Here is a 23,966-nt window from a genome sequence, read left to right as displayed (position 1 = left end):
CGTCCGCTATTTCGTCAGCGTGAATACGTACTCCGTCAACCCGAGCCCGACAACGACACGCGGATCTCCATCCTCGCCGAGCGCGAGGCGCACGCGGTCGCCGGTGAGCGGCGGGTCGGCCATGAAGTACACTTCGGGGTCGTCCTGCTCGGTCGAACGCCACAGCGCGGTGACGAACTCGCCTGCATCGAACGTCACCCCATTGTCGTCGGTTACGGTTAGCGTGATCTCACCCAGCACCGGGTTGGCATACGTACCCGCAAACTGCCCGACTACCTCCGCGTCGAACGTCCGGATCACCGTGTCTTCCGCTTTGGCGACGTTGTCCGCGGTGGTCGTCACGATAAAGTCGAGTGTTCCTGCGGCGTCCGGTTCCGGATCGGCCAATGCAAGGCTGTAGAAGTTGGAGGCTATCAGGCCGGGCGCGCTCGATCCCTGCTGGTTGACCAGCACGACGATACCGATGCCCTTGTCGGGCATGTACGTCATCGATGCGGAATAGCCAAGCGTGTTGCCATCGTGGAAGTACACCGGCACTTCCTTGTACTCGCCCAGTATCCAGCCAAGCCCGTAGGACGTGTTCGAGTCGATCGACACCTGTGGCGTTTGCACCCGCGCCAGCCCTTCTTCGCTGACGACTCGGGTGCCGTCGGCAGTAACGCCGCCGTTCATCAGCATGACGAGATACGACGCCATGTCGTTGGCAGTCGACCATGCCGCGCCGGCAGGCGCAACCGAGAGCAAGAATGATTCGGTCTCGATCGAGAGCGGTTCATACTCCAACGCGCCGCGCCCGTAAGGCAGGGAGTAGCGCTCGCCTGCGGCGATGGCGTCAAAGTCGAAGGTCGTTTCGGTCATGCCGACCGGCCCGAAGATGCCGTCCTGCACCAGCGCGATGTACGCGTCGAGCAGATCGTCGGCGTCCGGGTCGAGCGCGCGGGCGGTCTCGTATCCGGCAGCGGCGACGAGCTGGTTGCTGTACTGGAATGCCTCGCCGAAGCCCGTGAAGAACTCGAACGTCTCAAGCTGTGCGAGGATCTCGTCGGCGGGCACGGCCGGGTTATAAATCAGCTCGTAGTCGCGCCGGGGCACGCCCGTGCAGGCACACACCAGATTGGACATCGTGAGCTGGGCGGAAATTTCCGGATCGGCAACGGCGAACGCCGGGTCGATCTCGATCACCGGCGTCTCCCACGTGAACGCACCTTGGTCGATGGCCTGCGCCATCAGCAGCGTGGTCATCGTCTTGGTGATCGACCCGATCATGAAGTGCGTGTCTGCGGTCACCGGATCGCCGTCGACCTGCGTCCCGAAACCGGCTGTATGGACGATTTCGCCGTCGCGCACGACAGCATACGCGACAGAGTCGACGTTCAGTCGATCGTGTGCGTCTGCGACGAACGCGTCCACCTCCTCGAAGAAGTCTGTGTCGAATGGGACGACCTCGGCGGCGCTCAGGTCATCAGCGCCAAAGCCCGCGGGAAGGAAACCCGTCGAGAAGATCTGTAGCTGGGCGACTCGCCGCTGAAGGGTCGGTAGGTCGGTGTCGATCAGGATGACATAGGCGGTGCCATTGAACGACTGAACCGCAGCTTGAACAATCTTGCCGTCGGCGCCTGTTCCATTGGCGTAGGTGATGACGCCGGCGCTGTCGTAGCCTTGCAGCAGCACTTCGTCGGTGATGCGCTGAACGTTGTTCGGCTCGTAGGTCAGGTCGAATTCCGAATCGACTAGTGCCCACGCCTCCGGTGCGATGTCCTCGACGTCGCCGTCAGGAAACGTCAGCACAAACAGGTCCATGCCGTCGCCGCTTGAGAACTGAACATAGCCCTCACCTTCGGTCGTCGTCCACCCGCCGGGCACCGGGACAGTCCAGCCGCCATCCGGCGCGGTGTACGTCGTCTCGCCTTGCGCCAAAACGCCTGGGGCCATCAGCACGGCGGCTACAAGCGTGAGCACAAACGCCAGCGGAAGACGTGCGATCGACGGCGCATTGCGAGTTCGCTTCATTAGGGAGTTCTCCTTTGGGTCGCTCCAACAAAAGTACGTGCGGCAGCCGAGGCGGTTGTGATGCTTACCACTCCGCAAAGCTGTACAGCACGTCGAGCTCGGTCGAGTAGATGATGACGCTCGAATAGCGGCCGAGGTCGGCCTCGCGCGGGACGTCGTAAGCCTGATTGCCGACGTCATAGCGCAGCGGGTCGAGCAGCAGTTCGTTCAGGCTGAGGCGAAAGTCGCCCGGTTCGTCGTCATTGAGCAGCTCTTCAAGCATCGCCCCGTCAAGGTCGGACAGGAACAACCGCAGCCCCGGGCCGGGAATGACCGAGAAGTCCTGAAGCCACAGGTACCGGCTTCCATCCGGAAGTTCGTACAGCGTGATCGTCCCCTGCGCGCTGCGGTTGGGCGTGATCGTCTCGAACTCGCCGTCGCGGATCGCCACCTGACCGCTGCGTTCCGGGTTGGCCTGCTCGTCCTCCGGCACCACGCGCGGCGGCTGAAGCGCGAATGCAGCCATGTTGGCGGCGATCCGCACGTCCTCGTCGCGCAGCTCCAGATAGTTATCGCGGCGGTCGGCGGGCAGTGCCTCGAATTCGTCCTGGAGCGACTCGGGGATCTCGGGAAACAGCACGATCTCCGACGGATCGAGAGTGAGCGGGAACCACACTGGGAACGCAAACGCGCCGATGACGATGACGGCACCGAGCAGGATGATGAGAACGCGAACACGAGCACTCATGAAAGTGGGAAGTGATGAGTAGTGAGTGATGAGTGATGAGGAAGTGCACCCCTCACCCCCGGCCCCTCTCCCTCAAGGGGAGAGGGGAGAAAGGCATTGGACGGCGCGGGTGTGGTTGAGAAACCGTGCGTAGGGACACGGCACCGCCGTGTCCGTGGGGCCCTCACCCCTAACCCCTCTCCCTGGGGGAGAGGGAAATAGGCATCACGCACGTACGATTGTAGAGGCGACCCGGCGGGTCGCCCGTGGTGCGGCGTCCCCCTCACCCGTGACCCCTCTCCGGACCTGCGGTGCTCCCGTTGGTCGTCAAGGGGAGAGGGGTGAAGGGCAATCGACAACGCCCGTGATTCTGTCATCGCGAATTCATGCGTAGGGACACGGCACCGCCGTGTCCGCCGCGCATGGACACCGTGCGACACGGCACCCCACTCACGACTCATCACCCGGCACTCAACGCTCCGCCTTACAGGCCGAGCGCCTGTTTCACCAATCCGCCGATCTCGGTCGGGTTCTGCGCGACGAACGCGCCGGCGGCGGTCAGGGCTTCCATCTTGGCCTTGGCCGTCCCCTTGTTGCCGGTGACGATCGCGCCGGCGTGGCCCATCTTCTTACCCGGAGGCGCGGTGACGCCCGCAATGTAGCTCACGACCGGCTTGCTCACGTTGTGCTTGATGAACTCGGCCGCCTCCTCTTCCGCCGTGCCGCCAATTTCGCCGATCATCACGATCGCGCTGGTTTCGGGGTCGTTTTCGAAGGCCTGCAGCACGTCGATGAAGCTGGTGCCGGGGACGGGGTCGCCCCCGATGCCGACGCAGGTCGACTGTCCGATGTCGCTGACAGTCAGCTCATACAACGCCTGATACGCCAGCGTGCCTGACCGGCTTACGACACCGACCGGGCCGGGCTTGCTCACCGAGGTTGGCGTAAAGCCGATGTTCGCCTTGCCCGGCGAAAGAATGCCGGCGCAGTTGGGGCCGAGCATGCGCGTGTTCGGATGGTTCGCCTTGAGCCAGTTGTATATCCACGCCTGATCCTGCGCCGGGATGTGTTCGGTAACGCACACGATGAACTTGATACCGGCGTCGGCGGCCTCCATGATGGCACCCTTGCACAGTGCCGGCGGCACGATGATAAAGGATGTATCCGCGCCGGTCGCGGCCATCGCATCCGCGACAGTGGCGAAAATGGGGATCCCATCAATGTCGGTGCCAGCCTTCTTCGGGTTGGTGCCGGCGACAATCTTCGTGCCGTAGTCGCGGTTCATCAGGCCGTAGAACTGCCCTTGCTTGCCGGTCAGCCCCTGCACGACGACCTTGTTCTTCTCTGTCAGCCAAATTGCCATGTGTCGTTGTCTCCGTGAGCTACTGGGCGGCGGTCGCGACGGCCTGCTTGGCCGCGGTAAGCATGTCAGGCAGCATGCGGAGCGTGTCGCTCTCGTGCTGTTCGAGGATGGCGCGGCCTTCCGGCGCGTTGGTGCCGTCGAGGCGGATGATGATCGGCGCGGTGTGTTCGATCATGTCGAGCGCCTGCACGATTCCGCGCGCGACCTCGTCACAGCGGGTGATGCCGCCGAAGATGTTGATCAGGATCGACTTGACGTTGGGGTCGGTGTTGATGACCGTGAGCGCGTTGGCGACGACTTCCGCATTCGCGCCGCCGCCAATGTCGAGGAAGTTGGCCGGCGCGCCGCCGACCTGATTGACGATGTCGACCGTGCTCATGGCGAGGCCGGCGCCGTTGGCGATGATCCCAACCGTGCCGGACAGGCCCACGTACTGCAAGTCCTTCTCTTTGGCGAGGCGCTCGCGCTCGTCCATGACCTCGAGGCCCTTGAACGCCTCCCACTCGGGATGACGGTCTTCGGCGGCGTTGTCGAGACTCACCTTCGCATCCAGCGCGCGCACGACACCGTCGGTGGTCAGGATCAGCGGGTTGATCTCTGCCAGATCGCAGTCGCCGTCCTTGAAGCAGCGGTACAGCTTGAGCAGAATCTCGACCGTGCCTTCGGTCGCGGCCGGGTTGAGCTTGGCGCGGGCGACCCAATCGCGCACGGCCTCCTCGGTGATGCCCTTGTACGGGTTGACGTACAGCAGCGCGATCGCGTCCGGGTCCTTCGCCGCTACCGCCTCGATATCGACGCCGCCCTGTGCCGAGAGCATGCCCATGTGCTGCTTGCGCGACCGGTCGAGCGTGAACGACGCGTAGTATTCTTCGGCGATGTCGGACGCCTTCTCGATCCACAGCCGGCGCACGACGTGGCCCTTGATGTCCATGCCGAGGATGTTGCCGGCGTGCAGGCGGACCTCGTCGGGGCTGTCGGCCAGCTTGATACCGCCGGCCTTGCCCCGCCCGCCGACCTGTACTTGCGCCTTAACCACCACCGGATAGCCGATCTTTTCGGCGGCGGCTACCGCCTCGTCGACCGTATCTGCGACCTCGCCGGCCGATGTCGGAATGCCAAACTGCCTGAAGTACAGCTTGCCTTGATACTCGAATAAATCCACGGGTCTCTCCCTGCACGGTAAGTGATGCGTGTCGAGTGTTGAGTGATGCGCTGTGTGTCACGCGGATGCATGGCACCAGATTCTGCGTCGTGGCGCACACTCGAAGCTCAGCGAACGAATAGTGTGACTGGAGACGAGTATATATCGCAGGCGGGAATGCGGGTAGACGCGGTTAGCTAGGGGAATGGGAAACGGGATAACGGGGAAAGGCGAGGTATTGGCGCTACTCGACCGCAGTGTCCGGCGTATCGGTGGGCGGCACAGCGGCTTGTGTCGCGTCCTTCTCGTCTTCGGCGCGCCACGTAATGATCAGCAGCGCGATCACGCCGGCGACGATGGCGTGGTCGGCGATGTTCGAGACGTTCGAGATGACGCCCGGAATACGGTAGTTGATGAAGTCGATCACGTAGTCGAAGCGCACACGGTCGATCACGTTGCCGAGCGCACCGCCGATGATGAACGCCATCGCAAGGCGCTTGCCCCACGCCGCGCGGTCCATGCGTGCATGGGCGATCAGCATGACGATCGACACGCTTACGGCGATGACCGAAAACACCCAGCCTGCGCTCGGCAGCATGCCGAAAGCCGCGCCGGTGTTCTGACTGAAGGTGAGGCGGAAGAAGTCGGCCAGTGGCTCGATCACGACGACCGTCTGGCCGGGCGCGATGCGCGCGATGATCAGCGCCTTCGCGATCTGGTCGACCGCGATGATGGCGGCAATCAGCCCGAGGAAGACGGTCCAATGGCGCAGTGCGGGACGATTCGGCACAGCAATCTCCGTGTCAAAATGCGACCGCCCCTGCGATTGGGCCGGGGCGGTCACACGATGGAGGTGGCGGGTTCTGCCCCCCGCGTCCAACAGATTCGAGCAAGTGCTTCTACAAGCGTAGTCCCCTGTTAAGTCTTGCTATCCGTAACCCCAGTGGACCCGGTGCGCGGACAGCCAGCCGATGAGTCTTGGTTCGCCTTTATCGGCGTCAGACGAACGCACGCCTATCATTTATGACGCCCGCAAACCAAACCGGATGGCGACGATCTGGACGGACGGCTGACCATCTTGGGTCAGCGACTTACGTTATGGCCGCTTAGGCGGCGTAGGCGTAAGCCGGAGTGTTGTTGTTCGCACTTACGTGCTTGCCCGTTGTTTACGCGGCCTCGGGCGCCGCGGCTTGCCACACAGACTCAACCTCCGCTGTCGAAGCTATTTCACCCCCGGGAGTTGGTCTTGCAGTCAAGATGATAGCACCGAACGGTCCCCGCGTAAAGCGCCGGAGATTGGGGGACTGGCGGGGTAAGAGGAGGGATGAGTACGGAGTGATGCGTGCTGAGGAAAGGGAAAAGCGGACACAGAGCATACCGAGTACGGAGAGATCACAGCGGGCTTGTTGATAGTCGGTGGTGTCGGTAGGGGCGACTCATGAGTCGCCCCTACGCAACGGAGGTGTATGGTCAATGTGGCGCGACAAACCCGTAATCGGTCTACAATGGCACCAGACACGACCGGCCCAGGGATCGGTCGGGAGGGAGACATCATAATGACATCGCCTGTTGCCAGCCGCATCGCCAGCCTTGCCGGCGCGATGCAGCCATTTATGAAGTTCATGTTCGAGTCGCCATACCAGAAGCTGGCAGAGAAGCCCGGCATCTCGGACTTTGCAGTCGGCAATCCACATGACATGCCGCTCGAGGAGTACACTGCCGCGCTGCAATCGCACCTCGCGCCGAAGAACAAGGACTGGTTCGCCTACAAAACCAGCGAACCGGAGGCGCAGTACGTCGTCGCGGAGTCGCTGCGGCAGTGGAAGGGTCTGACCGTCCGGCCCGAGAACGTGTCAATGACGACCGGCGCGTTCGCCGCATTGCAGGTCGCGCTGCTGTCGGTGGTCGACCCCGGCGACGAGGTAATAATGATCATCCCGCCGTGGTTCTTCTACGAGATGCAGATCAATGTGGCGGGCGGGACGGCGGTGCGCGTCAACATCGACCCGCACACGTTCGACCTCGACCTCGACGCAATCGCCGCGGCCATCACGCCCAAGACGCGCGCGATCATCGTGAACTCGCCCAACAACCCGACTGGCAAGATGTACCCGGAGTCGACCCTGCGCGAACTCGCCACGATCCTGTCCGCTGCCAGCGCCAGACACGGCCGGACGATCTACCTGATCTCCGACGAGTCGTACAGCCGGATCGTCTACGATGGGCGGACGTTCGTCAGCCCGGCAGCGGTGTATCCGAACACGCTGTTGATCTACACCTACGGCAAGACACTGCTCACGCCCGGCCAGCGCATCGGCTACATCGCGCTGCCGGAGGCGATGGAGCAGCGGTACGCGGTCGGTCAAGCGGTGCTGATCTCGCAGGTCGCTACCGGCTATACGTTTCCGAACGCGCTGCTCCAACACGCACTAGGCGACCTCGAAAAGCTGTCAATCGACATGGAGCGGCTTCAGCACAAGCGCGATTGGATGGTGCGCGAGCTGACCGCGATGGGCTATACCCTGCACGCGCCGGAAGGCACGTTCTATCTGCTGCCGCGCTCGCCGATCCCGGACGACTGGCGCTTCGTGAGCGTGCTGGCCGAGCATGACATCCTCGCGCTGCCGGGTACGGTGGTGGAGATGCCGGGGTACTTCCGGCTGTCGCTGACGGCCAACGAGGGCATGATCGAGCGCGCGCTGCCGAACTTCGCCAAGGCGCTTGAAGCGGTTTAGCGGCGGCACGAGACAGAGGAACCGCAGAGGCTCAGAGGACACATAGACGGTGGTGTGGTACGTAGGGGCTCATGAGTCGCCCCTACGGATTACCCGCCATCTCCCGCGGCGGGTGTTGCGGTAGCAGTTGGCATCGTACACGGCCATGACGAGATGCTGCACGACGACTGCGGGACAACGTCAACGATCTGTTGGACGTCCTGATCCCAAACCTCGTAGACGACATCGTTCAGCGTGACGTTCGAACCGCTCAGAATGAGATTCGGATTCGGTGCCCAATACGGTTCATAGAGCATTGAGTCCAGGTTGCTTTCAAGAATACGAAGTATCACACCGCTCGACGCGTTATGGAGAGCGACAACGGCGTGCGGTGCGGCCGTCGATACGCTGACGAACGTCGTCCCGTCCGGACTCCATACAACGGTCGCCGGCCCTCCTTCAGGGATTTCATGACTCCAGATCTCGGTCTGTGATGTGACGTCAAACATCCTCAATGTAGTCGCCAACTCATCGACTTCCGAGAGGATAAGTCTGCTTTGTCCAGTCGGGTCCCACGCTATGTCTATGAACGACATATAATCGGACCCGTAGTCGAATACAAGCTGTCCACTTGCAACGTCAACTACTTCGAGCCGGCTTTCCTTCGGATATTCGTACTCGGCCGAGTTGATAACAGCTAGACGGACTCCGACAGCATCTATTTGGGCCTCCCGCAATCTTCCACCAGCCATCGAATACTGGCCAATGACCTCGTAACCCAACTCTGTGACTTTCACAACGTGAGCACTGCCATATATCGGAATGTAGACAAACACATTGGCATCCGCTGAACTCCACGAGAATGACCTGATGGGGTTTTCATGATCCAGATGAACCCTAACCACACCGCCGCGATCTTCAATCGTGAGCGACCCGTCAGTTCGCCACGCGGCCAGCAGCGTACCCGCAGGATTCCAGCTTCCTCCAATGACATTGCCGACGATAGCGGCAGGCGTGACTGGCGGCGCGGTGGAGGGGGTAGGCGTCTGCGGGGCTTGCGAATACGTGAACGTCGTCAACCCGCTGATGGCCAACAGCACCGCCAACAGTAGTGGCCCGGCAGCGCGAACAATCCTCGTCATCGTGGATACCTGCCCGTGAGGTCTGGTCCGATGAGATCTTACAACCGGCCCGTGTGAGGAGGGTGGAGGATGAGCGGGCGGTTCATCTGTAGCGTAACGCCGTATTCCGATCGTCGACCATTGCCGTCGGTATGGCGTGGGGATGACGGTTGTCATGACTCGCCGCTGCGCGCCCGTACCCACCGCCAACCCGTGAGATTGCGCTCGCCTTTTGTCTACTTTCCACAAAAAACGTCCCGTGACTTTGGCGCTCCGCCCTGATGAACCCCGTTCCGCCCTGTCATACACTTGTATACGTAGGCAGGAGAACGTGCATTGTACGCCCTTCAACCACAACCCCGCAGCACGCCCGACCGTTTGGTCACCACGCACCTCGAGATGAAGTCGCCGGAGCAGCTCCGCGCCGGCTTCGCTGAGACTCCGGGCGTGGAAGTGCGCGTGCTGACGTCGGTGGATGTGGATTTCTACCGCGCGCTGTACCGCTCGGTGGGCGAGCAGTGGAATTGGCGCGATCGCCTGATTATGAGCGACGAAGAACTCGCGGTGGCGCTCGACAAGGCGGAAGTCAACGTCCTGTACGTCGACGGCGAGATCGCTGGGTACGTCGAATTGGCCGATCAGCACGACGGCAGCACCGAGGTCGCGTACTTTGGCCTGCGCGAGGCGTTCTTCGGCCGCGGGCTCGGCAAGCACCTGCTCAGCTACGGCGTGAAGAAGGCGTGGGAGAAGGGTGCCAACCGCGTGTGGGTGCACACCTGCAACCTCGACGGCCCGCAGGCGCTGAAGAACTACATGGCGCGTGGCTTCGAGGTCGTCCATGTCGACGAAGAGCCGATGCCCGACCGTTATAAGTAATGCACAAGACTCGCTGAACAACCTGCCCAAATGCGGCATCGCGCAGCACGGATCCCCGTGCTGTTTTGATTCTCGTCCGGGGCGCTGCCCCGTACCCCGGCAGGGGGATCATCCCCCTGCACCCCGCAACTTGCGATTTCGAACGGCGGACCGTTCGAAATCGCAGATGAGCGGGCAGCAAGCGCATTCCCCTGAGACGCAGACGCAAATCCCGACACGGCGCTCAAACACAGCAAGGTATCGCATTTCTGTGCTGCCTTGGCCGCGATTGCATCGCGCTCGCGTGATGCAATCGCAGATAAGGGAGTCCAGAGGGGGCGTAAGCCCTTTGGAGAATCCCTTCTCTTCCCTACCTACGTGCAGACAGCAGCAGTTCGCCGATGCGGGGGGCGTCGCCGGCACTCATAAGGATCACGACGTCGCCGGGGCGGGTCTGTTCGATAAGCAGATCGGCGGTGTCGTCGATCGAGCCGCTGTGGCGCGTGTTCGGATGGTGTGCGCCGATCGCGGCGGCAGCGGATTGTCCGTCGACACCGGAGACGGCGGCCTCGCGCGCGGCGTAGATGTCGGTTACGAGGACTTCGTCGGCGTCGGAGAAGGCACGCGCATAGTCGTCCAGCAGCGCGGCGGTGCGGCTGAAGGTATGTGGCTGCCAGACGGCCCAGACACGTCGCCCCGGATAGCGCATGCGCGCCGCTTCGAGCGTCACGCGGATGGCCGTGGGGTGATGCGCGTAGTCGTCAATCACGGTCAAGCCGCCGGCCTCGCCGCGCACTTCGAAGCGCCGGCCAGTGCTCTGGAACGACTCGAGCGCGCGTGAGGCGATCTGCGGCGATATGTCCGCACCGTAATGCGCGGCCAGCAGCGCGGCGGTGGCGTTGGCGGCGTTATGTTTGCCCCATTGGGCGAGGCGAAGGTGTGCGCTCCAACCCGCCTGCGACGTGATATCAAAGGCCATCATGGCGTCGGCACCGATGGTTGGCTCGGAGATGCGGACGTGGTTGTCCGCGTTGAGGCCGTAGGTGAACGTGCGTCCGGTGTGATGCGCCGCGAGTGCCAGCGTGCGTGGATCGTCGCCGTTGACGACGAGAATGCCGTTCGGCGCGATCTTGCCGATGAAGGTCGCGAATGAGGCCGTCATGTCCGCCTCGGTGGGGAAGAAGTCGGGGTGATCCCATTCGGCGGAGGTGATGACGGCGACGGCCGGCGAAAGCCCGTGGTACATGTGGTCGTATTCGTCGGCCTCGATCACGAAGTGCTGCCCTGCCCCCACGGCGGCGTTGGTGCCGGTGTTGGCCATCACCGAGCCGACAATGTAACCGGGCTCCAGCCCTGCCTCGCGCAGGATATGCGTGGTCATGGCGGTGGAGGTCGTCTTGCCGTGGGTGCCGGCGATGGCAAGCACGTCCAGTCCATCGAGCAGGGCGGGCAGGAAGTCGCGGCGCTTGTAGACCGGAATGCCGGCCCTGAGCGCCGCCTCGACCTCGGGGTTGTCACGTGCGGCGGAGGTGATGAGCAGCGCGTCGGCACCAGCGATGTTGGCCGCGTCGTGGCCGATGGTGACCTTCACACCGTCACGGGCGAGGGCATCGGCCAGCGGGCCGGGCGACCGGTCGCTGCCGGTCAGCGTGTAGCCGCGTTCGAGCAGCACGCGCGCAATCGCGGACATGCCCGTGCCGCCGATGCCGACGATATGCAGGCGCAGATCGGGTGTGAGGTTCATGGTGTGTGACTTAGGCGGAGGTGGCTGCCAGCACCAGTGCGGCGAGCGCGGCGATCAGCAGGAAGGTCGGCGCGCCGCCCCCTAGCCCGCCGGTCAACAGTACGACCGGGTTCATCCCGAGCGCAAGCGCGGTAGGCGAACTGGCCGACGGCGCGATGATGAACGGCGACAGCGGATACTCGTTGATATCCATGAGGAACCACGCCGTCCCGGCGATCAGCCAGCCGTTGATGCCGCCGAACAGCAAGCCCAACCAGCTTGCGGCAGAGTTGAGCTTGAATACGACGCGCCGTCCGCGTTGATAATAGGCCGCGGTGCGGAAGCCGTAGCCAAGGTAGACGATCAAGCCAAAGATGACGATCTGCACGATAAACGTGAGTTCGCGGCCCGCGCCGGTGAGAAACGGAATGCTGCGCAGCAGCACGTCGGCTTGAATCAGCAAGTACGCGCCGAACAAGGCGGCAACCAGCACCGGCGTCTCGCGCCGCCACCCACGCAGATACCCCGCGATGGCGGTCATCAGCGCGGTCAGCCACATCAGCGAAGACAGTTCAATCACACTACACCTCGTCCGGCAGACCGCGCGGCCCGCCGCGGCTCAGATCAGGATCAATACGATCAGGAACGCGACGATCACCATGCCCGACAACAGCGGATCAAGCCCGCCCGGGCCGCCAGCCAACACATACAGCGGAAGCCACTGCACGAGATTTGCGGCATCCGAGCCCGCCACCGGTGGCCGTATGAACGGGCTGAGCGGGTAATCGTTGATCACCATAAGATACCACAACGTCCCCCACACGAGGTACCCGTTGAGGATGCCCATGAGCAGGCCGAGGATGCGTGTCTGCAGTTCGTCGCGGCCCTCCGGCGGACCGGTCTGCTGGGCCTGCTTGACGTCGCGCCCGATCAACGCGCGGGTTTGGTAGCCGAAAAACACGATCACGCAGAACACGATCGCCTGTACGATGAAACGCGTCGTGGGCGGCGTATTGGCCAGTAGAGTCAGCCGCAGCAGGCCGTCGAAGCTGTGCAGCGTGAACAGCGCCAGCACGATGCCGGCCAGCGAGATAACCTCTTTGTTGAAGCCGCGCTGAAACCCGATCACGGCGAAAATCGCGATCAGGATAAACAGCAGGACGTGAAGCTGCATCATGCGGCACCGCCTGCCGCACGGCACGCATCGGCCAGCCCGGGGGTCATCGCGGCGCACCCGCCTTCAGCAGAAGCTCGGCGATGGCCCCCGCCGCGTCGTCTTGACGCAAGGCGAGCGCCGCCGCACGCATGTTGGCCAGCTTGCCGGGAGCGTCGAGCAGAGCGCGCACAGCCGTCGCCAAGTCGCCCAGCGATTCGTCCGGCAGAATTTGCGCCGCGCCGCGCTGCGCGAGGTAGTCGGCGTTGACCTTCTGATAGCGCCACGCATGCGGGTACGGTACCAGCAGCGCAGGCAGCCCGAAATACGGGAGTTCGCCCAGCGTGCTTGCCCCGCTGCGGCATACGCACAGATCGGCCGCGGCCATCGCCAGCCCCATGTCGTCGTGAAGATACGCGTAAGGATGATACCCCGGCGTGCCGCGCGCCGCCTCTGCGCGTTCGGCGTCCAGTTCGCCCGTGACATGGATGATCTGCATGTCGCCTTTGGCCAGCAGGTCCGGCAGCGCGTCGATCAGCCCGATGTTGATGCTACGCGCGCCGCGGCTTCCACCAAATACGAGCAGAGTCTTCTTTGACGGATCGAGGCCGAAATGCTCGATAGCTTGGCGACGCTGCGCCGCCGCCACCGACTGTCGCAGCGGGTAGCCGGTCACGACCATCTTGGATGCGGGCACGTACTGCGCGGATGCCTCGTTCGTTACGGCGATGTGCTTGGCGAACGGCCGCAGCACCTTGATCGACAGCGCCGGTTCGATGTCCGGCAAATAGATGACGATCGGAATACGGCGCAGCCACGCGGCAATCGCTACCGGCAGCCCGACCCATCCGCCGGTCATCAGCACGACAGCGGGCTTACGCTTGCCGAGCACGCGCCACGACTGAACGATCCCAACCAGCGTCTTGAAGATGCTCGTGACGACCTTCAGCGGATTGACGCCGTGGAGCGGCCCGGCCTGTACTTCGTCAATCGAGTCCAGCGGGACGTTCGATTTGTCCAACAGCGGGCGCTCGAATCCGCCGACCGTGCCGACAAACGCGATCGTCGAGTCGGTCGTGATATGCAGCAGGCGCTCAGCGACCGCCAGTGCTGGATAGACGTGTCCGCCCGTTCCCCCGGCTGCGATCAGCAGACGCACGTTGCCCCCTTCGTTCCGCGGCAAATTCGCGCACGTTGTTCGCACGCTGCACACTCAATATCAACCCGACGCCGACCAACACCGTCACCATCGACGACCCGCCGAAGCTGATAAACGGCAGCGCGATCCCCGTCGGCGGCACGAGCGCGAGCATCACCGCGATGTTGAGCAGCGCCTTGGAGATGATCCACAGTGTGATGCCTGCCGCCAGCAGCGCGCCGAACGGGTCGGTCGATCGTCGCGCAATGGTCAGGCCACGCGCGACAAAGATCGCATAGAGGAGAACGACGAACGCCGCGCCGAGGATGCCAAACTCCTCCCCGATAATGGCGAAGATCGAGTCGGTATGCGGGGCGGGGAGCGCGTTGTTGAACTTCTGTTGGCTGAGGCCGAGCCCCACGCCTGTCCAGCCGCCGTTGGCAAAGGCTACGTACGCCTGAAACACCTGATAGTCGGCGCGGGTAATGTCGCCGATCGATTCGAAGAAGACGGTCACGCGGCCTTCGGCGTAGCTAAGCCCACCACCAAAGACAACCCCGAGACCAATGATGCCGGCGATGCCGGCGATCACCCCGATCTGGATCAGGTCGGCGCCGGCGAGGAAGAACATTAAGCCGCTGACGCCGATGATAATGACGGCGGTCGAAATGTCGGGCTGCAAAATGACGAGACCGCTGATAATGCCCAGCAGCACGGCGAACGGCAGTAGGCCGTAAGTCAGGCTTCGCACGCGGGTGTTCTTACTGCTTAGCCACGCCGCCATGTAAATGATCATCGCCAGCTCGGCCAGCTCGCCCGGTTGCAAGCTGCCGCCGATCAGTGAACGGCGCGCGTTGAAGACGTCGTCACCGAACAGCAGCACGGCGATCAACGCGGCGACCGTGCCAAGCAGAATCACGACCGACAGCCGGCGTATGCGCCGATAGTCGAAGACCAGCACGAAGCTAAGCCCGATCAGCCCGATTCCGATGTTCCGTGCTTGTTCGAGCGCCTTCTGCGCCGGGTTGCCCCACTCGCTGTACGACCAGTCGAAGGTCGTGCTGTATACCATCATCAGGCCGATCGCCAACAGCAAGCCGGAAATCGCCATCAACGGTTTGTCGAGCGTCTGCAAAAAGGTCTGCGTGCGCTCGTTCTGGCGCGACATCGTGCGCGGGCGCGCGTCGAACGCCGGCGCAGCGGCCGTGCTGCGCGGCTTGCGCACCGGGGTCGGCGTCGAGGTTGTGCCTGTTTCATCGATGAACTGCGGGTGAGTCTGTTCAGCCATGTGCGCGTGTGATCCCGACCGGCGCGGACGCGCCCTCTCTGTGGGATTATACCGGATTATGCGGGTGCGGTCAGTGAACAAACCTGTAAACCCGGTGAGCCGCTATTGAGACATCGGCCGCGGCGGGCTAGAATCACCGATGGTTTGGATTACATTAAGCGAGATGCACATGGCCTTCTTGGACAAGAACGAACGGCAGAAACTCGCCGAAGAGCTGAAAGACATCGGGTTTCGCCCGGCCAAGGGCAAGCTGCGCCGGATGGATCCGCAGAGTCGCCTCGCCTTCTACCGCAACGTGCAGACGGTTGGCCGCTGGGTGACGCGCTTCGACCTGAAAGGTCTTGGCACGCGCGTGACCTTGGTCGAGAAGCTGGCCGAAAACGAGCACAAGAGCGGCAAGATGACCGCCGACTACGAGCTGGTCGAGGTTATTGTCGAGCCGACGCCGGAAAACAAGACCTAGCTGATTTGATATTCTGTCCGGGGAGAATCTCGATGACGATTGCGCTTCCGGCGGCCGTGTGCCGACAGGTGTGTTCCTAATGCCTGATCCTATTCGCGTTTTACACTTTGCCGACTTGCACATCGGCGTCGAATCATACGGCCGCACCGACCCGGATACCGGCCTGTCGACGCGCGTCATCGACTTTCTGCGCCGGCTTGACGAGGTGGCCGAAGCGGCCCGCCAGCGTGACGCCGACCTGATCATCTTCGCCGGCGATGCCTTCCAGACGCGCACGCCCAACCCGACCTATCAGCGCGAGTTCGCCCATCGCATCCTTGATCTGAGCGCGATCGCGCCGGTTGTGCTGCTGGTCGGCAATCACGATTTGCCGCCCGCCGTGATGAAGGCATCGAGCATCGAGATCTACGACACCCTGAACGTGCCGAACGTGTGGGTCGCCGGCGACTACGACAGCCGCATCGTAGAGACCAAGCGCGGGCCGGTCTTCGTGGCCGCCGCACCCTACCCTATCCGCGCCCGCTTGATGGAAGACGAGCGCACGCAGGGCAAGACGATTCGCGAGGTGGACGAGCAGCTTCAGCTCACGCTGGCGCGTGTACTGGACGACCTCGCCGAGCAGGCCGACGCCCATCCCGGCCCGCGCATTCTGACCGGCCATTTCACGGTCAGCGGCGCCGCGCTGGGCAGCGAGCAGAACATCATGCTCGGGCGTGACATCGCCGTGCAGATCGCCGACATCGCCGACGACCGCTGGGACTACGTCGCGCTGGGACACATCCACCGGCACCAGAACATGACGCGCGACCGCGCCGACGTGCCGCCGGTGGTCTACGCCGGCAGCCTCGAACGTATCGACTTTGGCGAGGAACGCGACGTCAAAGGCTACTGCTGGGCGGAGATCTCACGCGGGAAGACCGTGTGGGAGTTTGTGCCGGTGGCCGCGCGGCGCTTCGTCACGCTTGCCGCCGACCTGCGCCGCAGCGAACAGCCCACACAGGACGCCATCGCGCTGGTCGAGGCGGCCACCGTCCGCGATGCCGTGGTGCGCATGATCGTGCAGCTCACGCCAGAGACGCAGGCGTCGTTCAACGAACCGCTCGTGCGCGACTCGCTGCGGCGGGCCGGCGCGTTCTATCAGGCGATCCGCAAAGAGGTCGAAAGCCCGGAGCGTGCGCGCTTGGGCGGCAGTCCCGAAGGCTTATCGCCCGCGGAACTGCTCGACCGCTACCTGATCAGCCGGGATGTCGAGGCCGAGCGGCGCGAAGACCTACTGAAGGCCGCGGAAACCATCTTCCGAGGCGAATAGCGCCCGATAGCGCGGCGACAGCGCATCGGTAAACCGCACGACATCCCAGTTGTCGGCGAAGAATTTGCCGCCCGTCTTATTGACAAGCTGCAGCTTGAGCTTGACGACGCTCTCGTTGAGCAGCACAGTGGCGCTCTGCACGTTCGTCCAGTCGAAAGTGCCCGTTAGCGTCGTGCTCGGCGTGATCTTGACGGCCGCGCCGCCGTCGAGCTTCAGTTTGGCGATCACCTTCGCGTCGACGACGTTCTTGCCCTTGAGGTTGATCGAGAAGAAGATCTCGTCGTCGTAGATGAAGTACGGATCATCGACGGTCTGCTTGACCTTCGTCACCGTTACCCCGTCGTACTTGAGCATGACCGTGCATTCGTCATAGGGCGTGAAGGTTTTGTCGAAGGTGTTGCACTTGAGTTTGGCCTTGCCTTCGACCGTCCAATCGTCGGGCAGCTTCGGGTCGACCGTGTGCGATTCGAAATCCTGATTGACCGTCAATAGGCCGGGTGGACGCAGCAGGTCAAGTGCCGGGTCGACCTTGATTAGTTTGCGGGTCAACGTGCCGCTGGGCCGGGTGTCGACCACGTTCAGACCCTCGGCTTGCAGCGCCGCGACCAATTCGGGGATCGTGGCGGTGGGCAGCGCATCGCGCATGACGGCCAGCGCGCCGGTGACGTGCGGTGCCGCCATCGACGTGCCGCTTTCGATACGTGTCCCGCCGCCGAGGCCAGCCGACGTCACACTGAAACCCGGCGCCATCAAATCGACCTGTGGGCCCATGTTCGAGAAGCTCGCGATCAAGTCCGCGTCGGTGGTCGCGCCGACGGTGATGGCCGCGCTGATGCATCCGGGACGCGACACGCCGTCGACATAGCCGTCGTTGCCAGACGAGATCACGACTGGGATGTTCATGTTCACAAGCGCCTGAATGGCGTCGACGCGGGCCTGCTGCGTCTGATCCGCACCCACGTCGCATGCAGCCGTAAACTTGCCGGCGCCGAGGCTCATGTTGACCGCCGCTATCTTGTGCGCCAGCGAAAGCGTACCCGCGACGTGCTGCAATGCGCCGACCTGATCGGACACGTACGTGAAGACGTCAAGCGGGATCGGGTTGCCGAGGCCGTCGACACCCTGCGAGAACACTTGAATGGCGATGATATCCGCGCCCGGAGCAGCGCCGGTATAGGTCGCGTCGCTGCTGGCGGCGATGCCGGCGACGTGCGTGCCGTGGAAGCAGTCGCTGCCGCAGCGCGAGTAGTCCGCCGCGCCGGGGCCGAACTGCGTCTCCTGCGTATTGGGGCAGATCGAGCGCGACGCCGGAATATTCGGTGGGATAGCCGGCTCATCGCTGGAATAGCACGCCTCGTCCACCACGCGCGACCCGCCCATGCCGTCGCTGAAGAACGGGTGGTCGGCGTCGATACCGTCGTCGAGGATCACGACTGCCCAGCCCTTGCCGGTCAAGCCGGCATAGCCGCTGCCGGTGCCACGCGCATGCGCACCGTCGATCTCGATGCGCGGCAAGCTGCTGTCGAGGTGACGGTATTCGCGTGCGTCAAGGCTGATTCCCAACACGCCCGGGGTCGCCGCCAAGCCTTCGAGGGCGGCGCGATCAGCGCGCAGGGCCATGTATGGGATCGTCCACTCGGCGGAGTTTGCCAGCAGATGCGCCACGCCGCGCGTGTTCGCAAGCAGCGCGAGCCGCGTTAGCTTGACCTGATCGGCGCTGGGCGTGTCGCTGCGGCCTTCGTTCGGCACGGCGAAGCGCACGATCACGCGTGCGCCGCCCGGTTCGCTCGCGGCGGCGAGCACGGCCGGGTCGAGCGGGCCGATCGGCGGCGGCAGTGGCTGTGCCGAGGCTGCGCTCAAAATGACGGTCACGAGAAGGAAGGCGAGCAGACGTTTCATCGCGGGATAGACTCCGGAAAGCATGACATATCGCGGGACTCTAAGTGTACGCCATTATCGCAGCCCCGTGAACGAACGCTGAGGCTCCGCTTTCCGCACGCCGCCCATAGGCGCATGCGGGTACCCGTTGTTACAATGACGAGCTTACTGTCGGCTGGCGAACTTCTACGTATCGTGACGACGACACAACCACGCCGCCGGGTCTTGGTGACCGGGGGCGGCAGCTTTCTTGGAGATTACATCGCGGCGGCGCTGGTGGCCGAAGGCGCCGACGTGACGCTGCTCGTACGCCCCGGCGCCGAGGACCATCTCGGCGGCTTGGCGGAGCGCGTGCGCTGGTCGACGGCGGACGTGTGGGACCCCGCCAGCTTGCGCGGACGAGCGCGTTCGCACCAGTGCGTCGTGCACACGGTCGGCAGCTTGACGGCCGATCCGGCGCAGGGGTTGACTCATCAGCGGCTGAACTTTCTTTCGGCGCGCAACGTCATCAATATGTGCAGCAGCGACGGGGTGCCAACCTGTATTCTGTTGAGCACCACGCGCGCACCGTGGCTCAACCGCGGCTACGTGCAGGCCAAGCGCGAAGCGGAGGAGTATGTCGGGCGGGTGGGCGTCAGCGCGCTGATCGTCCGCGCGCCGTTGATCTACCGTCGGGGCGCACCGCGATCGCTGTTCTGGCGGCTGGTGAGCGGGCTGCGGCACGTTCCGATTCTGGGTTGGCTGCTCGGGCTGAACCGTGTCGCACCGATGCCGGTTGACGTGTTAGCACGCGCCGTCGCCCGCGCCGCGCTCAACCCGCGTCAGGTCACCAAGTCGATCCTGTACGCGCCCGACCTGCGCCGGATGAACACGCGCGACGAACGGCGGGGGCGCGGCCCGGGGATTTCGGTCGAGAACGTCCCGCCGCCCATCGACGCGCTGGACGACGTGCCAATCGGGTTCTCGCCGCGACAGTCCTAACAGAAACGGGGCCGCCCAGTTGGGCGGCCCCGCGTTAGTTTGTCATCTATGTCGCGCGGGTGGGCTATCCTTCGGTCGGTGACAGCACGCCGTACGCGCCGTCGCGCCGCTTGTACACGACATTGACCTGCCCACTCCCCACGTCGCGATAGAGGAAGAACGTGTGGCCGAGCAGTTCCATCTGGTCGATCGCTTCATGTTCGTCCATCGTAACGACCGGGACTTGCTTGCGTTTGACGACCTCGATCGGCTCGAATTCGGCGGCGGGTTCGTCGGTCACGGGCAGCATCTCGGCGGTCTCAAGTTCGGCCAGCGTCATGCTGAAGCGTTCGCTGCGGGTGCGCATCGCCTCGCGCTTGCCCTTGAAGCGCGCGATGCGGGTGTACATCTTGTCGAGCGCTTCGGTAATCGACGCTTCGATGCCGTCGTGATTGAAGCCGCGGGCACGTTCTTCGGTGCGCAGGATCGCGCCGCGCTCATGCGTCAGCGTGACCTGCGCGATCACCTCATCCTCGCCACGTTTATTCTCCTGTCTAGTGAGTTCCAGCCGAATCTCGCGGATGTTCGGCAGGTACTTCTTGAGCCCCTCCAGTTTGCGTGTGGCGAATTCTTCCGTATCTGATTGCAGTCGGAAATTCTGGCCGCGAACCGAGAGCTTCATGACGTAACTCCTTCTATTTTTGATCACCCGCTGACGACAGCCCACCTGTCGTCAGAGAAACACACAGGGGCGCTCGGTGTGTCCCCGCGCGCCCCTGTGGAGTTCTACACGTTGTACGCTCCCTAATACCCCGACAGGAACACGTTCTTCACCTGAATGATGGCCGGCCCGAGCAGCACGATCCAAATCGACGGGAAGATCAAAAGCACCATCGGGATCATCATCTTGATCGGCGCCTGATGCGCTTTCTCCTGCGCACGCTGGCGGCGCTTCACACGCATCTGGTCGGACTGGACGCGCAGGATCTTGCCCATGCTCACACCAAGCTGGTCGGCCTGAATGATCGCTGCCGTGAAGGCGTTCACATCCGGGACGTCCATGCGCTCGGCCATGTCGCGCAACGCATCACGGCGCTGCTTGCCAAGCTGGATTTCCTTCAGCACACGCCCAAACGCCAGCGACAGGTCGTTGTCCCACTTCTCGTACACCTTACCCAGCGCCTGATCGAAGCCGAGGCCCGCCTCGACGCAGATGACCAGCAGGTCGAGCGCATCGGGCAGCGCGCGTACGATCAGGTTCTGACGCTTCTTGATGCGGCTCTTCACCGACGACATCGGCAGCATGTAGCCCAGCAGGCCGAGGCCAGCCGAGTACAGGAATGCGTTCAGCGGCGCAGGGTTGCTGATGCGCAGCACGACGAACAAGATGATGCCGGCCACGAACAGCGCGATCATGAAGACAATGCGCGACGCGAAGAAGGTCGCGGGTTCGGTGGTCATGCCGGCCTGATCGAGCAGTTTGCGCGCGGTGTCAAGTTGCGATTGCGGCGTGAACCGCGTAAGTATCGCCGCAAACGTGCGCACGACCGGCACGATCACGCGGTCGCGGAACGACAGCGAAAGCTCGATCTTCTCCAGCGAGTCGGGGACGTCGTCGATGCCGAACTGCGCGAGGCGCTCCTGCAGCGGGTCGCGCCCGCGGCTGTCGCGCAGGGCGACATACCCGAACGCGGCGACGACCAGCGCGAAGGCGATAAAGCCGACTCCTATGAGGACACTGGGTTCCATGAATCCTGCTCCTTATGCCACAAGAGCGGCCTAAATGTCGATGTCGACGATCTTCTGGATGGCGGCCGAACCGATACCGATCAACGCCAGACCGATACCGATCATCGGCCACCCGCAGGCGCGGTCCTCAAACATCTGGTTCATGTATGCCGGGTTCATGGCGCGCAGCAGGAAGCCGAGGCCGATCGGCAGGAAGCTGATCAGGTAGCCGGTGTAGCGCCCCTGCGCCGTCATAACGCGAATTTCGCCCTTGAGCTTGATGCGCTCGCGGACGGTGTTCTGAATGACGTCGAGGATTTCGGACAGGTTACCGCCGACTTCGCGCTGAATGTTTACGGCCGTCACCACAAGGTCGAGATCTTCCGACTCGACGCGTTCGAGCATGTGATTGAACGCTTCCTGCAGCGGGATGCCGAGCTGCATTTCCTGCACGACGCGCTTGAACTCGGTCTTGGTCGGCTCCGGCGAGTCACGGCCGATGGCGTCCATCGCCTGTGGCACGCTGTAACCGGAACGGAGCGCGTTGACCCACAAGCCGAGCGTATCCGCAAGCTGGTTCTCGAACGTGATCAGGCGCTTGCTGATGCGCCGCCCGACAAGGATCCGCGGGAAGAAAAACCCGAGACCGGCGGCGAGAATCGACGGGATGATGTCGCCCCGGAAAATGATAAAGTACGCGGCCGCAAAGAAGCCGGCCATCGACAGAAACTGCGCTACGAAGAATTCGCCGATCGTAAGGCGAAGGTCGGCACGTGCCAGTTGAAGACGCCACTTCTTGCCGAACTTGCTGCCTTCGAGGTTTTTATCGAGACGGCGTGTCAGTTGGCGTCGATCGCGCCGGCCAGCCTCATCGTCTTCTAGCTCATCGGTGGCGATGATCGGCTCGTAGGTATTCTGGGCGGCCAGCGTGCCTAAGCGCTGATCGACCAGTGCTTGGCTGCGGCGGGTTGCGAAGACGCCGACGACCAGCACCAACATCGCAACGACAATCGACCCGACGAGGATCAGAATCTCTGGACTCATACGCTAATGCTCCCACCTCGTCCTGCTTGTCTGCATTGTATCGCGGTTCACGCGTATTGACTATAAACGTACGACAATGATTCTCGTGCTGCAGGCGTTGACCGACAGCCCGTGTGTGTGTCAGTCGGAGAGCAGGTCGATCAGATCGGGGTCGGTGGCCTCGCGCACGACGACCTGCGGCGTCTCATGCCATGCGGCGCAGGCGCGCAGAGTCTGCCGCAGTGCCTCCACCAGCACGTCATCTACGACCGTGTCAGGCTCGAGGTGCAGCGACTTGACCTCGAAGATGCCTTCCTTGCGGTGGGCCTTGGGGTCAAGCCGGCCGACCAGCCTGTTATCGTGGAGGATCGGCAGGGAGAAATAGCCGTACTGACGCTTGTCCGCAGGAAAATAGAATTCGATGACGTAGTCGAAGTTGAACAGGTCGCGCATCCGCCCGTAATCGGACGTCACCGGATCGAACGGCGAGAGCAGTGTCGTCTTGGAGCGCGGGATATCCCCCGCCGCCGCGGCTTGGGTGCGCGCGAGGTTGTTCGGGTGCACGTAGCACGGCGTTTTCCAGCCCTCGACCTTCACGGGAATCACGCGGCCGTCACGCTCCAGCCGCTTGAGCGCTTCCTTCACATCCGCGCGCTTGAAGCGGTAGAAGCTGCCGACCCAGTCCAGTGTGGCAACGCCAAGCGCTTCGATGGCGTTCAGCGCGAGCTGATCGTGGGCCTGTTCGCGGGTGAGCTTGGGCAGCGAGTCCGCTTCCGGATAGACATCCTCGCGCAGGCCGTAGATACGCTGGAACTTCTCACGCTTGCGGACCATCAGCACGCCGGCGTTGAACAGCGCCTCGAGCGCCTTCTTCTCGTCTTTGTGGTTCCACCAGTCGTTCTTTTCGCCGTCGGTGCGCTCGAAATCGGCAGAGCGCGCGGTCCCGGCTTCGCGAATCCGGCTCAAGACCCGCTCGACGACTTCCGGGTTCTTCTTGATCCACGCCTCGGGACTGAGAAACTCGACCCAGCGGCTTCCGACGCGGTACAGCGGGTAGTCCTCGATCGGGATGAAGCTCATCGCCCGCGCCCAGAACTCGAACAGCGCACCTTCTTCGAGCAGTTCGTCGAGCCAGTTGGGGTCGTACGCGCCAAGCCTGCTCCACAGCACGAAGTACGGCGCGCGAGCGACCACGTTGATGCTGTCGATCTGCAGCGCGTGCAGGTGGCGGATGACAGCCAGCACGTCATCTTTGGTAGCCGGCGGCTGAGGCGTATCCACCAGTCCCTGTGCCGCGATCATCAAGCCGCGCACTGCTTCGAGAGATAGAGGCTCCATCTTTCGGTCCCGCGCTCCATGGCGAACGATGACGGGCGAGTATATCGAACCGAAC

General features: G+C 63.2%; 21 protein-coding genes and 1 other RNA gene. 5 read left to right on the top strand and 17 right to left on the bottom strand.

Features of this window, described 5'->3' with window-relative positions; all coding sequences use genetic code 11:
• Window positions 1-6: 6 nt before the first annotated feature.
• The 6 genes from IPM16_14845 to ssrA form a co-directional block, all read right to left on the bottom strand.
• Window positions 7-2,010 carry a beta-lactamase family protein gene (locus tag IPM16_14845; protein MBK9124380.1) on the bottom strand — a complete coding sequence of 668 codons (2,004 nt, stop codon included), beginning with the start codon at window positions 2,008-2,010 and terminating at the stop codon, window positions 7-9.
• A gap of 64 nt (window positions 2,011-2,074) precedes the next feature.
• Entirely contained in the window at window positions 2,075-2,737 is a 663-nt protein-coding gene (locus IPM16_14840) for a hypothetical protein (protein ID MBK9124379.1), read from the bottom strand.
• 463 nt (window positions 2,738-3,200) lie between these two features.
• Window positions 3,201-4,079: a succinate--CoA ligase subunit alpha gene (gene sucD / locus IPM16_14835; GenBank protein ID MBK9124378.1), complete on the bottom strand. Its 879-nt coding sequence runs from the start codon at window positions 4,077-4,079 to the stop codon at window positions 3,201-3,203.
• Window positions 4,080-4,098: 19 nt separating this feature from the next.
• Entirely contained in the window at window positions 4,099-5,241 is a 1,143-nt protein-coding gene (gene sucC / locus IPM16_14830; GenBank protein ID MBK9124377.1) for an ADP-forming succinate--CoA ligase subunit beta, read from the bottom strand.
• A 223-nt stretch (window positions 5,242-5,464) separates the two neighbouring features.
• Window positions 5,465-6,010, bottom strand: a complete 546-nt coding sequence (lspA, locus tag IPM16_14825; protein ID MBK9124376.1) for a signal peptidase II — start codon at window positions 6,008-6,010, stop codon at window positions 5,465-5,467.
• 55 nt (window positions 6,011-6,065) lie between these two features.
• Window positions 6,066-6,455, bottom strand: a transfer-messenger RNA (tmRNA) gene (gene ssrA / locus IPM16_14820).
• A gap of 321 nt (window positions 6,456-6,776) precedes the next feature.
• Here ssrA and IPM16_14815 point away from each other — a divergent pair.
• Window positions 6,777-7,955, top strand: coding sequence for an aminotransferase class I/II-fold pyridoxal phosphate-dependent enzyme (locus IPM16_14815; protein MBK9124375.1), 1,179 nt, complete (start codon window positions 6,777-6,779; stop codon window positions 7,953-7,955).
• Between the two features lie 89 nt (window positions 7,956-8,044).
• Here the strand turns inward: IPM16_14815 and IPM16_14810 are convergent, their stop codons facing one another.
• Complete coding sequence (locus tag IPM16_14810) at window positions 8,045-9,076, bottom strand: WD40 repeat domain-containing protein (protein MBK9124374.1); 1,032 nt, start codon at window positions 9,074-9,076, stop codon at window positions 8,045-8,047.
• A 378-nt stretch (window positions 9,077-9,454) separates the two neighbouring features.
• Here IPM16_14810 and IPM16_14805 point away from each other — a divergent pair, with 378 nt between their 5' ends.
• Complete coding sequence (locus tag IPM16_14805) at window positions 9,455-9,931, top strand: GNAT family N-acetyltransferase (GenBank protein ID MBK9124373.1); 477 nt, start codon at window positions 9,455-9,457, stop codon at window positions 9,929-9,931.
• A gap of 349 nt (window positions 9,932-10,280) precedes the next feature.
• Here IPM16_14805 and murC read toward each other — a convergent pair whose 3' ends face one another.
• The 5 genes from murC to IPM16_14780 are packed head-to-tail and all read right to left on the bottom strand — an operon-like array spanning window position 10,281 to window position 15,212.
• Complete coding sequence (gene murC / locus IPM16_14800) at window positions 10,281-11,654, bottom strand: UDP-N-acetylmuramate--L-alanine ligase (GenBank protein MBK9124372.1); 1,374 nt, start codon at window positions 11,652-11,654, stop codon at window positions 10,281-10,283.
• Between the two features lie 10 nt (window positions 11,655-11,664).
• Entirely contained in the window at window positions 11,665-12,213 is a 549-nt protein-coding gene (locus tag IPM16_14795) for a hypothetical protein (GenBank protein ID MBK9124371.1), read from the bottom strand.
• A 39-nt stretch (window positions 12,214-12,252) separates the two neighbouring features.
• A complete protein-coding gene (locus IPM16_14790) occupies window positions 12,253-12,810 on the bottom strand; it encodes a CvpA family protein (protein ID MBK9124370.1) in 558 nt (185 codons plus the stop codon).
• A 43-nt stretch (window positions 12,811-12,853) separates the two neighbouring features.
• Entirely contained in the window at window positions 12,854-13,945 is a 1,092-nt protein-coding gene (locus IPM16_14785; protein MBK9124369.1) for a UDP-N-acetylglucosamine--N-acetylmuramyl-(pentapeptide) pyrophosphoryl-undecaprenol N-acetylglucosamine transferase, read from the bottom strand.
• Complete coding sequence (locus IPM16_14780) at window positions 13,881-15,212, bottom strand: cell division protein FtsW (GenBank protein ID MBK9124368.1); 1,332 nt, start codon at window positions 15,210-15,212, stop codon at window positions 13,881-13,883. The genes IPM16_14785 and IPM16_14780 overlap by 65 nt, the downstream gene beginning before the upstream one ends.
• A 169-nt stretch (window positions 15,213-15,381) precedes the next feature.
• On the opposite strand from IPM16_14780, the gene IPM16_14775 reads away from it, so the two are divergent.
• Window positions 15,382-15,675 carry a hypothetical protein gene (locus IPM16_14775; GenBank protein ID MBK9124367.1) on the top strand — a complete coding sequence of 98 codons (294 nt, stop codon included), beginning with the start codon at window positions 15,382-15,384 and terminating at the stop codon, window positions 15,673-15,675.
• A gap of 79 nt (window positions 15,676-15,754) precedes the next feature.
• The gene (locus IPM16_14770) at window positions 15,755-16,984 is read left to right on the top strand and encodes an exonuclease SbcCD subunit D (protein ID MBK9124366.1); all 1,230 of its coding nucleotides are present in this window, start codon (window positions 15,755-15,757) and stop codon (window positions 16,982-16,984) included.
• On the opposite strand, the gene IPM16_14765 is transcribed toward IPM16_14770, so the two are convergent.
• Window positions 16,946-18,883, bottom strand: coding sequence for a S8 family serine peptidase (locus IPM16_14765; GenBank protein ID MBK9124365.1), 1,938 nt, complete (start codon window positions 18,881-18,883; stop codon window positions 16,946-16,948). The two genes, IPM16_14770 and IPM16_14765, sit on opposite strands and share 39 nt — an antisense overlap.
• A 135-nt stretch (window positions 18,884-19,018) precedes the next feature.
• On the opposite strand from IPM16_14765, the gene IPM16_14760 reads away from it, so the two are divergent.
• On the top strand, window positions 19,019-19,843 hold the full coding sequence (locus IPM16_14760) for an NAD(P)H-binding protein (GenBank protein ID MBK9124364.1): 825 nt from the start codon (window positions 19,019-19,021) through the stop codon (window positions 19,841-19,843).
• A gap of 64 nt (window positions 19,844-19,907) precedes the next feature.
• Here IPM16_14760 and IPM16_14755 read toward each other — a convergent pair whose 3' ends face one another.
• From IPM16_14755 to IPM16_14740, 4 genes are all read right to left on the bottom strand, one after another.
• On the bottom strand, window positions 19,908-20,504 hold the full coding sequence (locus tag IPM16_14755) for an HPF/RaiA family ribosome-associated protein (GenBank protein ID MBK9124363.1): 597 nt from the start codon (window positions 20,502-20,504) through the stop codon (window positions 19,908-19,910).
• Between the two features lie 122 nt (window positions 20,505-20,626).
• Window positions 20,627-21,571 carry a type II secretion system F family protein gene (locus IPM16_14750; protein ID MBK9124362.1) on the bottom strand — a complete coding sequence of 315 codons (945 nt, stop codon included), beginning with the start codon at window positions 21,569-21,571 and terminating at the stop codon, window positions 20,627-20,629.
• A 30-nt stretch (window positions 21,572-21,601) separates the two neighbouring features.
• Window positions 21,602-22,594, bottom strand: a complete 993-nt coding sequence (locus IPM16_14745; GenBank protein ID MBK9124361.1) for a type II secretion system F family protein — start codon at window positions 22,592-22,594, stop codon at window positions 21,602-21,604.
• 120 nt (window positions 22,595-22,714) lie between these two features.
• On the bottom strand, window positions 22,715-23,911 hold the full coding sequence (locus IPM16_14740; protein MBK9124360.1) for a YcaQ family DNA glycosylase: 1,197 nt from the start codon (window positions 23,909-23,911) through the stop codon (window positions 22,715-22,717).
• Window positions 23,912-23,966: the final 55 nt, after the last annotated feature.

Origin of the sequence: Candidatus Flexicrinis affinis (genome assembly GCA_016716525.1) — a bacterium.
In the GTDB taxonomy this organism is placed as follows: domain Bacteria; phylum Chloroflexota; class Anaerolineae; order Aggregatilineales; family Phototrophicaceae; genus Flexicrinis; species Flexicrinis affinis.
This window is presented reverse-complemented; position numbering and strand designations above follow the sequence as displayed.